The 12,308-nt window shown below is 72.8% G+C and carries 7 protein-coding genes; 3 read left to right on the forward strand and 4 right to left on the reverse strand.

Annotation, left to right across the window (positions count from 1 at the left end; genetic code table 11):
* Positions 1 to 211 precede the first annotated feature (211 nt).
* Together HMPREF0591_RS08295 and HMPREF0591_RS08300 are read left to right on the forward strand one after the other, a co-directional pair.
* Complete coding sequence (locus HMPREF0591_RS08295) at positions 212 to 1,348, forward strand: PPE family protein (protein ID WP_007168030.1); 1,137 nt, start codon at positions 212 to 214, stop codon at positions 1,346 to 1,348.
* Between the two features lie 107 nt (positions 1,349 to 1,455).
* Positions 1,456 to 2,583 (forward strand): PPE family protein, encoded by a 1,128-nt coding sequence (locus tag HMPREF0591_RS08300; RefSeq protein ID WP_040622102.1) that lies wholly within the window; start codon positions 1,456 to 1,458, stop codon positions 2,581 to 2,583.
* On the opposite strand, the gene HMPREF0591_RS08305 is transcribed toward HMPREF0591_RS08300, so the two are convergent.
* Complete coding sequence (locus HMPREF0591_RS08305) at positions 2,572 to 4,935, reverse strand: heavy metal translocating P-type ATPase (protein ID WP_007168032.1); 2,364 nt, start codon at positions 4,933 to 4,935, stop codon at positions 2,572 to 2,574. The genes HMPREF0591_RS08300 and HMPREF0591_RS08305 overlap by 12 nt on opposite strands.
* Before the next feature lie 106 nt (positions 4,936 to 5,041).
* Here HMPREF0591_RS08305 and HMPREF0591_RS08310 point away from each other — a divergent pair, with 106 nt between their 5' ends.
* The gene (locus HMPREF0591_RS08310; protein ID WP_007168033.1) at positions 5,042 to 5,446 is read left to right on the forward strand and encodes a CBS domain-containing protein; all 405 of its coding nucleotides are present in this window, start codon (positions 5,042 to 5,044) and stop codon (positions 5,444 to 5,446) included.
* Here the strand turns inward: HMPREF0591_RS08310 and HMPREF0591_RS08315 are convergent.
* The 3 genes from HMPREF0591_RS08315 to HMPREF0591_RS08325 all read right to left on the reverse strand — a co-directional run.
* Positions 5,425 to 8,124 carry a cation-translocating P-type ATPase gene (locus tag HMPREF0591_RS08315; protein ID WP_007168034.1) on the reverse strand — a complete coding sequence of 900 codons (2,700 nt, stop codon included), beginning with the start codon at positions 8,122 to 8,124 and terminating at the stop codon, positions 5,425 to 5,427. The two genes, HMPREF0591_RS08310 and HMPREF0591_RS08315, sit on opposite strands and share 22 nt — an antisense overlap.
* Positions 8,125 to 8,140: 16 nt before the next feature.
* Positions 8,141 to 8,755, reverse strand: a complete 615-nt coding sequence (locus tag HMPREF0591_RS08320; RefSeq protein ID WP_007168035.1) for a DUF5994 family protein — start codon at positions 8,753 to 8,755, stop codon at positions 8,141 to 8,143.
* A 9-nt stretch (positions 8,756 to 8,764) separates the two neighbouring features.
* A partial coding sequence (locus HMPREF0591_RS08325; RefSeq protein WP_007168036.1) for a cation-translocating P-type ATPase occupies positions 8,765 to 12,308 on the reverse strand: 3,544 nt, incomplete at its 5' end.

Genomic DNA, 12,308 nt, shown 5'->3' on the forward strand with positions numbered 1-12,308 from the left:
AGCGGCCGCCGCCGGCAACCTTCGGAGCGCCCACGGCGATTAATACTTTGGCCGCCCGAATGCCACGGGTATATCGTCGTCACATCCGGGACTCGACGGGGAAGGATTTGGGCGCCAACCTGGGGGGGAACGCGTAATGTTTCCGGTCTCTTAGCCACCTGGTAAACGAAAATTTCCGGCCGCGTACTCGGCATAGACAATGTGAGATGTGATGGACTTATTCGCGCCTCCCGAGGTCACCTCGACCCTGATCCACTCGGGGCCGGGGGCGGGATCGTTGATCGAGGCCGCCGGCGCGTGGCAGAGTCTGGGCGTCGAGCTGGAGAATTCGGTCGCCGTCTACGCATCGGTGTTGTCGTCGTTGATCGAGTCGTGGGACGGCTCCTCCTCGATGGCGATGCTCCAGGCCGTTCAGCCCTACCTCATCTGGCTGCGCGAAACCGCCCAGCAGGCCCAGCAAATGGCCGCCTCCGCGGAATCGGCCGCGGCGGCCTTCACCGCCGTCCGTGCGGCGGTGGTCCATCCCGCGGTGGTGGCCGCCAACCGGACGCGGCTCGCGCAGCTGCTGGCCACCAACCGCTTCGGGCAGAACACCGCGGCGATCGCCGCGACCCAAGACGAGTACCAGACCATGTGGGCGAACAACTCGGCGGCCATGACCAGGTATCAGGCCACCTCCGCGCAGGCGACGGGCCAGCTGTCTCAATTCAATTCGCCGCTGACCATCAGCAGCCCGACGGCCGCGGTCAACCAGAACGCCGCGGTGTCCAATTCGTTGCTGACCACGGCCGGCTCAACGGGCAACGCCATCGACTCGCTCGGCGTCACGCCGTTCGACCCGAACGCGGGTTGGTTCAGCTATTTCAGCACGTGGGGCAACCAATTCATCTCCTCCGGGTTCCCGATCAACATGCTCAGCTACCTGGCGCAGAACACCTCGGCCCAGGCGCTGCAGGGGGTGGGCAGCGACATCGGCCTCGGCCTCTCGGAGGGTGAAGGGGCGCTGGCGTCGTCGATCACCCGGTTGGCCAGCGCGGTTTCTGCCGCCCCGGGTGGCGCGCCCGCCGCGGCGATGGGCGTGGGGGTTTCGCTGGGCAAGCTGACCGCCCCACCGGCTGTGGTGGGCCTGCTGCCGGCGACGCAGACGCCGGTGCAACTCGCATCGTCGGTGTCGCCCCTGCCGGCCGACGCCGGGCTTACCGGGATGCCCGTGATGCCGATGATGGCGCCGTCGACGAACTCCGCGGGCAGCGGTTGGCGCAAGCGCAAGCAGCAGAAGTTCGAGGACCTTGAGTACGGGGCGGAACTCCCGAAGAAGGTGATACACCGACCGCCCAGCGGGGGATGAGAGCCAACAATGGTGTTTCACAACCCCGGCAGCCGATTCACGCCACCGGGTAACTCAACCGCGCAAAGGCTTTGCCGCGGAACGTATTCGGCGTGGGGCGAGACGTGATCGATTTTGGGCTGCTGCCGCCCGAGATCACTTCGGCGCTGATCCATTCCGGACCCGGCGCGTGGTCGATGATCGCAGCCGCCGGGGCGTGGCAGGAGCTCGGCGCCGAACTGGAAGCGGCCGCGGCCGGCTACTCCTCGGAGCTGGCGGCGCTGGCGGGGACGTGGCAGGGCCCGTCCGCGACGGCCATGGTCCAGGCGTTCCAGCCCTACCTGGCGTGGCTGCACACCACCGCGGCGCAATGCCAGGAGATCGCCGCATCGGTGCAAATCGTCACGGCCGCCTTCGAATTGACGCACTGGACGGTGGTGCATCCCTCGGTCGTCGCGGCCAACCGGGCGCGATTGGCGATGCTGCTCGCCACCAACTTCTTCGGGATCAACGCGCCGGCCATCGCCGAAACCGAGGCCGAGTACAACGCCATGTGGGTGAACAACTCGACGGCGATGTATCGCTACGGCGCGACGTCGCTGAACGCCGTCAAGCTGTCCCAGTTCTCGTCGCCGCCGCAGGTGGCCAACCCGTCGGCGGTCACGACCCAGGCCAATGTGGTGACCGCCGCTAACGCCCTGGCTTCGACCAACACGGGGTCAACCCTTGATGCGCTCGGCGTCACCCCCTTTGACCCGAACGCCGGCTGGTTCCATTATTTCAGCACGTGGGGCGACCAGATCATCGCGGGCGGGCTTCCCATCAACCTGCTCAGCTACATCGCGCAACTCACCGCGGCGCAAGCGCTGCAGGGCGTCAGCACCGACATCGGCCAGGGCCTGGCGGAGGGTTCGGCCGCGCTGGCGGCGGCGGAGGCGAATTTCGTGAGCGCCGTCGGGGCCGGGGGCCTGGCGCCCCGTGGGGCGATGGGCGTTTCGGTGTTGGTGGGCAAGCTGAGCATCCCGCCCGCGGAGGTGGGCATGCTGGGCGGCGCGCAGCCGCCGGTGCGGCTCGCCTCGGCGGTGTCCGCCCTTCCGCCGGGGGCCGGGCAGCCGCCCGCGCTTCCGGTGGCCCCGATGCGGGCGCCGTCGGGGGGCAAGGGGGGTCGCGGGGCCGACGGCCGCGACTACGACGACATCGAAATCGGCGCGGAGCTGCCCGGCACGGTCATGAAACGGCCGCCGTCAGCGGGATAGCTTGTGCGCCAGGGTGTCTCGGCCATCCGGCTTTCGTGTGGCGGGTTCGTCCTCGGCTAGGGTGAAATAGCTCTCCTCCTCCTGCACAAAGTGCAGCCGCAGCAGCGCGTGCAGCCCGTATAGGCACGCGAGCAGGTCGTCGACCTGGTCGGCCCCGATCGCCCCGCTGCCCCGGGCCAGGGACAGGTGGGCGCCGATCCGATCGGAGAGTCGCTGGATTTCCGCGTGGGTGCGGCTCATCGGGGCGGTCGCCTCGCTGGAGCCCAGCGGGTGGGCCAAGGCGGGATAGAGCTGCGCCTCCTCGGCGCGTTCGTGCGGGATGATCCGCTCGACAAGCACGGTGTGCGCGCGGGCGATCGCCTCCAGGGCTGGGCGGTCGGCCGCGGCGGCCAACCGGTCGGCGGCATCGCGCAACACGTCCACCGCGTCGCGCAGCTCGTCGTGTTCGGCGTCGAAGCGCCGCAGCAGCTGCTCGGTCGGCGCGGGCAGGTCCACCTCGATGTCGGGATTGCCGCGCAGGGCGCGCAGCGCGTTGAGGATCACGGCGACGTCGATCCCCTCCTGCACCAGTGCGCCGACGGCCGGGGGGAGCCAGCCGAGGGCGGCGACGGCCATCGCGGCCAGCGACAGGACCATGCCGACGATCGCGCTCTGCACCGCGATGCGCCGCGACCAGCGGGCGATGTCCATCGCGTCGGCGAGCCGTTCCAGTCGGTCGGTGGTCAACACGATGCCGGCCGCCTCCGACGACGCGGTGGCGCCGCGGGCGCCCATCGCCACCCCGACGGTCGCCGCGGCCAACGCGGGTGCGTCGTTGACCCCGTCGCCGACCATCACGGTCGCCGCGCGGTCCTTCTCGGTGCGCACGGCGGCCACCTTGTCGGCCGGGCTCTGTTCCGCGTACACCTCGTCGAGACCGAGCACGGCGGCGACCTCGCGGGCCGGCTCGGCGCGATCCCCGGTCAGCATGACCAAGCGGTTCAGTCCGGCGTCGCGCAACCGGCGCAGGGTGCGTGGTGCGTGGCGGCGCAGCGGGTCGCGCAGCAACACCGCACCCGTCGGCCGGCCGTCGACGCACACCCATGCGATCGCGGCGCCGTCCAGCAGGGCGCGATTGACCACCGCGCGGGCCCATTCCGCGTGCGCGGTGTCGCGCGCGAGCTTGCCCACGTGCACCCGCCGGCCGTCCAGCGTGGCGGTGACACCCCGGCCCGGTTCCTCGACCACGTCGCTGGGCAGTGACAGCGCCAGGTCGCGGGCCCGTGCCGCGGTGACGATCGCCTCCGCCAGCACGTGCGGCGACATCTGGTCCACCGAGGCCGCCAGCCGCAGGATGTCGACCGCGTCGCGGCCGGGCGCGGCGGCCACGTCGATGACGACCGGGCGCCCCATGGTCAGCGTGCCGGTCTTGTCCATCACCAGAGTCGTTGCGTGCCCAAGGTTTTCCAGGGCGCCGCCGCTGCGGATCACCACACCGCGGCGCGACGCCCGCGACAGGCCGGACACGATCGCGACCGGTGCCGCCAGCAGCAGCGGGCACGGGGTCGCGACCACCAGCACCGCGACCGCCCGCACCGGCGACCCGCTGGCCAGCCAGGCCGCGCCGGCGACCAGCAGCGTCAACGGCAGGAACCACGCGGCGTAGCGGTCCGCCAGCCGCACCACCGGGGCGTTCTCGGCCCCGGCCTCCGCGGCCAGGCGGACGATCTGCGCGTACGTGCTGTCGGCGGCGGTGGCCGTGGCCCGCATCTCGAAGGCGCCGCCCGCGTTGACCACCCCGCTGCGCACCGGTTCGCCGTCGCCGCGCTCGACCTGCAGCGGTTCGCCGGTGAGGACCGATTCGTCGAGCACCGCGACCGCGCCGGCAATCCGGCCGTCGACCGGCACCACCTCGCCCGGGCCGACCACCAGCAGATCGTCGACCGCCACGTCCTGCAGCGCGACGACGTCCACCGCCGAGCCGACGCGGCGGCGGGCGAACCGCGGCGCGTGTTCGAGCAGGGCCCGCAGGTCGTGGGACGCCCGGCGCTCGGCCGCCGCCTCCAGGGCACGCCCGCCGGCCAGCATCACCGCGATCAGCGCGCCGGCGAGATACTCGCCCACCAGCAGCGTGCCGATGAGCGACAGCACCGCGATCAGATCGACCCCGAACCGCCCGCGGCGCAGCGCGGCCAGCACCCACACCAGCGCGGGGAGCACCGCCACCACCGTGCCCGCGATCCAGCAGCCGTCGGCAATCCGCCGCGCCCCGGCCAGCCAGGCGATCCCGCCGGCCCCCAGCGCCACGACGGTCGCCGCGGTCAGCGCCGGCTCCCGCCAGCGGGCCAGCCTCTCGCGTGCCGCAGCGTCCATGGCTGTCAGCTTGGCCCGGCGTGCCCGCGATGGCTAGGGCCGGATGGAGGCGGATTGAGGACTCAGGTCACTAGAAGCGCCGCCGTCCGCTGGCGAGCATGGAGACGTGACTGAGACATCTTCCGCCGGTTCGCTCCCGATCTCGACCATCACCGGCGACCCGGTGGCCCGCGTACCGGCCGACGCCACGATCGCCGACGCCGCCCGGGCGATGGTGACCTGCGACGTGGGAGCCATCGCGATCGGTGACGACCCGCGCCCGGCCGCGCTGGTCAGCGAGCGCGACATCGTGCGGGCGGTCGCGGCGGGGCGGAACCTCGCCACCACCCCGGTCGTCGAACTGGCCAGCACCAAACTGGTGTGGTGTGACGCCGAGGCCTCGGTCGACCAGGTCGCGGTCCGGATGATGGACCGCTACATCCGCCACGTGCTGGTCGAGCACGACGGCGCGCTGGTCGGCATCGTCTCGGCCCGCGACCTGCTGGGCGTCTACACGGATTTCGATTCCTGAGGCCGCGAGCGGCGGCCGCGTCGGTCGGCCGCCCAGCGGCGCAGGACGAGTTTGCGGATCTCGCTGACCCACAGGACCGTGCTGGCGACGGCGAAGCACACCAGCCACTGGCTCGCCGACAGCGGCGTGGTGGTGAAGGCCGCGTTGAGGACGGGCAGCTGAACGACGGCCACCTGCAGCAGCGCCGATAGCCCGATCGCCGCCCACAACCATCGGTTGGCGAAGAACCGGTGGAAGGCCGACCGCGTCTCCGAGCGGGCGTTGACGGTGTTGATCAGCTGGGCGATCACCAGCACGGTGAAGCCCGCGGTGCGGGCGGTGTCCACGGACGAGGGCAGCGGACCGTCGGGCGCGTACAGGTGGATCGTGACGAGCGTGGCCGCCGCGACGGCGGCGCCGATCACCACGATGTTGTTCCACATCCGCCCGTCGATGACGCGGTCCGACGCCGCGCGCGGTGGCTGGCTCATCACCTCTTCCGTCTGCGGATCCACGCCGAGCGCCAGCGCCGGCGCGCCGTCGGTCAGCAGGTTGATCCACAGGATCTGGGTGGCCAGCAGCGGCAGGGCCACGGTGTCGCCCTGCGACAGCCCTACCGCCCCGGCCAGCACGACGCCGAAGAAGACGGTGAAGATCTCGCCCATGTTGGAGGACAACAGGTAGCGCAGCGACTTCTTGATGTTCGCGAAGATGCCGCGGCCCTCGCGGATGGCCTGGACGATGGTCGCGAAGTTGTCGTCGGCGAGGATCATGTTCGCCGCTTCCCTGGCGACTTCGGTGCCGCTGCGGCCCATCGCGATGCCGATGTCGGCGGACTTGAGCGCGGGCGCGTCGTTGATGCCCTCCCCGGTCACGGCGACGATCTCGTGGTCGGCGTGCAGCGCGTCGATGATGCGCTGTTTACCCGCCGGGTCGATCTGGGTGTACTGCGAATGCAGACGCACCGTTTCCCGGAGCTGCTCGTCGTCCAGGGCGGCGAGCTGGGCGCCGGACACGGCCGACTCGGCGTCCTCGATGCCCAGCTGGCGGGCAACGCGCGCCGCCGCCCGGGGGTGGTCGCCCGTGATCATCACGACCCTGACCCCGGCGCGGCGCGCCTCGGCGATCGCGGCCGCCGCCTCCGGCCGGGGCGGATCGGTGATCCCCACCATGCCCAGATACACCAGGTCCCCGTCGACCCGGTAGGCGACCGCCACGGCGTGCAGGGCGTCCAGCGCGAGCCGCTCCGCGTCGGCGCGGATGGCGGCCAGTGCCGACTCGTCGAGCGGGCCCAGCCGATCACCGGCCCGCACACGGGTGCTGCGGCCGAGCACCTCGTCGGGATCGCCCGTCGTCGCGCCGGCCGGGTCCGGCGGCAGCCCACCGCCCAGCTTCCGGCGGGCCACCAGGAAGGCCGCGCCGACGGGATCGCCCCGCACCGTCCACCGGCCGTCCTGCAGCTCGACGGCGGCGTCACCGGCGGACGCGGCGCCCGCGGCGAGCACCAGCGCGGCCTGGCACCACAGGTCCCCGCCTTCGTCCAGCGCGGCCCCGCCGCGCTCGAGGCGACCCTCGGGCCGGTGCCCGGCACCGGTGACCGTGACCGCGCCCAGGGGGGTGACGACCCGCACGATCGTCATCTCCCCGGTCGTCAGGGTGCCCGTCTTGCCCGAGCACACCACCGACGCCGAGCCCAGGGTCTCGGCGGAAGACAGCTCCTTGACGACGGCGTTTTGGCCGGCCATCCGCCGCATGCCCAGGGCGAGTACGACCGACATGATGGCGGGCAGGCCCTCGGGCACGGCCGCGACGGCCAGCGAGACGCCCAGCAGCACCGCCGTCACCGCGTCCTGGGCGTTGTGGATGCCGAAGACCCCGACGATGGTTGCGATCACCACCACCGCGATCACCAACACGGCGATCCCCAGCAGCCGGCTGGCCCGGGCCACCTCGCGCTGCAGCGGTGTCGGCTCGTGGTCGGCCGTGCGCACCAGGCCGGCGATCTGCCCGGTCTGGGTCGCCATCCCGGTGGCGGTCACCACCGCCCGACCGGCGCCCGTGGTGACCGCGGTGCCCTTGAACACCATGTCGGCCCGGTCACCGAGCGCCGCCGACTCGGTCAGCGTGCGGGCGTCTTTGAGCACGGGTTCGCTCAGGCCGGTCAGCGCCGCCTCGGACACCTCCAGGCCCGCGGCCGAGAGCAGCCTGGCATCGGCCGCCACGGCGTCGCCCTCATCGAGCAGCAGCACGTCGCCGGGCACCACCTCGCTCGCCGGGACGGTGCGGGGCGCCCCGTCGCGGATCACCGTCGCGGAGGTCGCGGCCATCCGCGCCAGCGCGCCGACCGCGCGCTCCGCGCGCGTCTCCTGGGCGTAACCCAGGAGCGCGTTGAGGACGAGGATGACCGCGATCACCACCGCGTCGACGGGCCAGCCGCCGGCGCCCTCGACCACCCAGACCGCCAGTGAGGCGATCAGCGCGGCGAGCAGCAGGTAGATCAGTGGGCTGTGGAATTGCGCCAGCAGCTTCCGCCAGGCCGGCGTCGGCGGAACGGTTGCGATGTCGTTCGCGCCCACCGCGACGAGCCGGCGGCCGGCTTCTGCCGCGGTCAATCCCGCCTGCGGGTCGGTGCGCAGTCTTTCCACGACGGCCGCGGCGTCGAGGAGCGCGGGATCGGGGTCGAGCAGGGCGGCGTCCACCGGGCGCGCTCAACCTTCAGTGCTGGCTGGCCGGCAGCGGCGACGCGGCTTGTCTGCGGGACTCCATCATCCGGTTGCGGACGATGTGCTCGACGAGGATCGGCACGAACGTCTGCACGGGCGCGTCGACGAACTGCTCGGCGGCCTCCTCGGACCAGCGCTTGATCTGGGCGGTCCGCCGCTCGTCGTCGAGCCCCTCGTGGCGGGCCAGCTTGTCGGCGACGTCGGCCACGGACCGCGCCACCGTCGACCGGGTGTGTGAGGGCGGCACCTCGTCGGCGGGCGCCCCGGCCCGCTGCAGCGCCTGACGGGCGGCCTCTTCGCCGGCGTCGGGGCGGATGACGTGCAGCGTGAGGTGGTGGCCGTCCGCACCGATCAGGATGACGCTGGCCGGTTCGTCGCTGGTGAACGCCAGCAGTTCGACCGTGTGGCCCCCGACCTGCACCAGCGCAGGCGTCTCCTGCCAGCCGTTGCGGCGGTAGCCCACCATCACGACCGGGCCGAGTCGCTCGGAAACCGACGCCAGCAGGCCGGGCAATTCGTCCACCAGGTTCGTAGTTCGCGGCCACCAGGCACCGTCGATGTGCTCCGAGACCGACCGATAGGGCTTGAGCTGTAAGCGATTATCCATAGGCACGCCTCAATCCTGGTCGGCGTGGCCGGGACCCGACAGGGTCGGCCGCACCGAACGGGTGTGACCTTGTGCCCTTTCCTCCTCGCCCGCCGGCTCGCCGCCGAGCCAGCGCCGCTGCACGGCCTGCGACGCGCGCGCCAGCAGGTCGGGCGCGACCGCCGACAGCGAGCTGGCCGCGGTCGCCGCCAGCAGCCCCTGGCCCCAGCCCAACGGGTCCAGCGGGGTGCACCCGAACAGCTGGCTGAGCCCCGGCGTGCTGATCACCACCGCGAGGGCGCCCAGCGATCCGACCGACGTCAGCACCACCAGGGGGGCGCGCGAATCCACCAGCGTCTGGGTGAGTTGCGAACCCACCAACGCGACTAGCGCGACCGTCGCCGCCCGCCCCGGCGGGCCGGTCACGCTGGCCATCGCCCAGCCCGCGGTGGCGCCGATGGTGGTGGCCGCGCCGCGGATCCCGATCGCGCGCCACATCGCCGCCTCGTCGCGCTTGACGTCGGCGGTGCCCGTCTGCGGGCTCACGGCCAGGGCGGCGGCGGGCAGCGCGTCGGTCATCATGTTGACCAGCAGCATCTGGCGGGCGTTGAGCAGCGAGCGCCCGGTCAGGACGGTGGTGAGCAGGGCGAAGCACACCTCACCGAGGTTGCCGCCCAACAGCATCGACACCGCCGACTGCACGCGCCGCCACAGCTGCTCGCCCTCGTCGAGGGCGTCGAGCAGCGCCTCGATCCGTTCGTCCAGCAACACCACGTCGGCCGCCGTGCGGGCCGCGTCGCTGCCCCGGGCCGCCACGCCGATGCCCACGCTGGCCGCCCGGATGGCGGCGGCGTCGTTGACGCCGTCGCCGACCATGGCCGTCACCAGCCCGCTCCGCTCCAGCGTCTGCACCACGTCGATCTTGTGTTCCGGCGTCATCCGCGCGAAGACCACCCGCGACGCCGCCGCGGCGGCCCGGCCGTCGGCGGACAGCGCTTCCCAGTCGCTGCCGGTGATCACCTGGTCGGCGGTCACGTCGATGCCCAACTCCTGGGCGATCACCGCCGCGGTCGCCGGGTGATCGCCCGTGATCAGCCGGACGCCGATGCCACGCTCGTCGAGTTCCTCGAGCACCGCGGCGGCCGCCGGCCGCGGGGTATCGGCGAGCCCGAGCAGGCCGATCGGGGTGAGCCCCCCGCGGCACAGGGCCTCCAGCCGGTCGGGATCCGCCGCCGCGGCCGACGCCTGCTTCGCGGTGAGTCGCCGCTCGGCCACCGCCAGCACCCGTAATCCCTTGGCCGCCATGTCGTTCACCTGCCCGGTCAGGGAATCGCCGTCGCGCAGCAGCGCCGACGCCAGCACCTCGGGGGAGCCCTTGATGGTGAGCCGGGTGCCGACGAGCGCGGCCGCGAACGGGCGGCCGGACTGGAACGGCAGGAACGCGTCGCGGGTCTCGCGCGCCCGCGGCGGCGAGCCGTCGCGCAGCGCAGGGTCGGCGGCGGCCTGGTGTATCGCGTCGTCGGTGGCGTGCTCGACGCGGTGGCTGTGCCGCGCGTAGCTCGTGCTCACCGCCGCGTCCAGCACCTGCCCCGGGGTCAAGCCCGCCATCGGGTGCACCGATTTGACCTTCAGCCGGTTCTCGCTCAGCGTCCCGGTCTTGTCGAAGCACACCACGTCCAGCCGGGCCAGTGCCTCCACCGAGTGCGGGTTGCGGATCAGCACGGATTGGCCGGTGAGCCGGCGCGCCGCGGACAGCTGGGCGAGCGTCGCCACCAGCGGCAGGCCCTCTGGGATGGCGGCGACGATCAGCGTGACCGCGCTGGACACCGCCTCGCGCAATCCGGTGCCCCGCGCCACGCTGAGCAACCCCACCAGGGCCCCGCTGGCGACGCTGAACGGCAGGGCCCGGCGGGTGATGTGCCGCAGCTGCCGCTGCAGCCCGATCTCCTGCAACTTGCGCGGGGCCATCGCCAGCGCCCGGCGCATCTCTGACCGCGACCCCACGGCGGTGACCACGGCCACGGCCGTGCCCGCGATCACCGTCGTGCCGGCGTAGAGCATGCAGGTCCGCTCGGCCAGCGGGGCGCCCGGCGTCGGGTCGGTCTGCTTGGCCACCGGCAGCGATTCGCCGGTCAGCGTCGACTCGTCGACCTCCACGTTCGAGGCGTGCAGCAGCCGGGCGTCCGCGGGCACCACCTCGTCGGCGTGCACCTCGATGATGTCGCCCAGCCGCAGCCGCTTGGTCGGCACCTTCTCGCGGCGCTGCGCTTCCAACGCGCCCACCCGCCGTCGCGCCGGCGGATCCTGCACGGCCAGAAGGCGATTCAGGGTGCGCTCGGCGTGCAGCTGCTGCTCGGCCGACAGGGCGGCGTTGACCAGCAGCACGCTGCCCACCAGCACCGCGTCCAGCGGCGAGCCGAGCAGCGCGCTGGCCGCCGCGCCGGTTGCCAGCAACGGGGTGATGGGGTCGGCCAGGTCGCCGCGCATCTCGTCGACGAAGTCGCGGACCGCCCCCCACGACTTCACGCTCGCGTCGTGCAGCGCGCGCAGCGGCGGGGGCTGCTGCCACCACGCGGCCGCCTCCTCGCGGTCCTCGTCGGTCGGGCGGGGCAGCAGCCGCTGCACCTCGGCGACCGGCAGCGCGTGCCAGTCGTGCGCGGTTTCGGGCTCCGGCAGGGGATCGCGCAGGGTCTTCAGCGCCGCCCGGTAGCCGAACCACAGGCTGGCCACCATGCCGACGTTGACCGACGCCGAACTGCGCCCGGGCACACCGGGAATCAGCATCAGCGCGCCGATCGCCGAGGCCGAGGCGGACAACCGGACGGCGCTGTCGGTGGCGGCGCGCGCGGCGGGCAGCGCGTGCAACAACCGCCAGGCGCCGGTCAGGTCGTTGGCGATCACGTCGGCGGCCCACGGCGGGGAGTGGCCGGGCCGCAGCAGCCCGATGGTCACGTCGGACCGGTGCGTCGCCCGCATGCCCGATGTGGTCAACAGCGCCACGGTGTTTCCGGCGGCCTTCAGTTCGGCGACGGCCGCGGCCACCGCGTGGTCGACCGACCCGTCCGCGGGGTACAGCTGGTCGAAACCCTGTGCCAGGGAACGCAATCCGTAGTCGTCGAGGGAATAGACGCGCGGCTGTGACCGCCGCGCCTCGGTGAGCACCGCCGCCGCCAACGGATCGCGGACCGGGCTGATCAGCGCCTCGCCGACGCTGCCGGCCCCCGGGATGTCGGCCAGCGGGTGCCAGCCCGGCGCCAGGCCGCCGCCGTCCAGCGCGGCGCGCACGGCCTCCCAGGCGTGGGCGCGTGCCGAGTTCTCCACGCCCAGCACGCGGCTGACCGTCAATTCGTCGGTGTACAGCGCCCGCGGGTCGATCATGATCGCGTCGATGCGGTCGAGTGTCCGCAGCACGCGGGGGCGCAGCACCAGTGCGTCGTGGCGGGCGGACAGGCCCTGATTCATCGTGCACCCGAATGCTTCCCGCACCGTGCGCAACGGTTTGGGGACGGCGGCCAGTGCGGCGGCGCCCGCCGCGTCGGGGTTGCGGGTGAGCAGGCCGACGGCGGCGGCGGCG

Source organism: Mycobacterium parascrofulaceum ATCC BAA-614, from assembly GCF_000164135.1.
Lineage (GTDB): Bacteria > Actinomycetota > Actinomycetes > Mycobacteriales > Mycobacteriaceae > Mycobacterium > Mycobacterium parascrofulaceum.

What these genes read in the sequence shown, in the direction of transcription:
- HMPREF0591_RS08295 (WP_007168030.1), top strand. Translation starts at nt 212, where the DNA reads ATGGACTTATTCGCGCCTCCCGAGGTCACCTCGACCCTGATCCACTCG.
- HMPREF0591_RS08305 (WP_007168032.1), bottom strand. Translation starts at nt 4,935, where the DNA reads ATGGACGCTGCGGCACGCGAGAGGCTGGCCCGCTGGCGGGAGCCGGCG.
- HMPREF0591_RS08320 (WP_007168035.1), bottom strand. Translation starts at nt 8,755, where the DNA reads ATGGATAATCGCTTACAGCTCAAGCCCTATCGGTCGGTCTCGGAGCAC.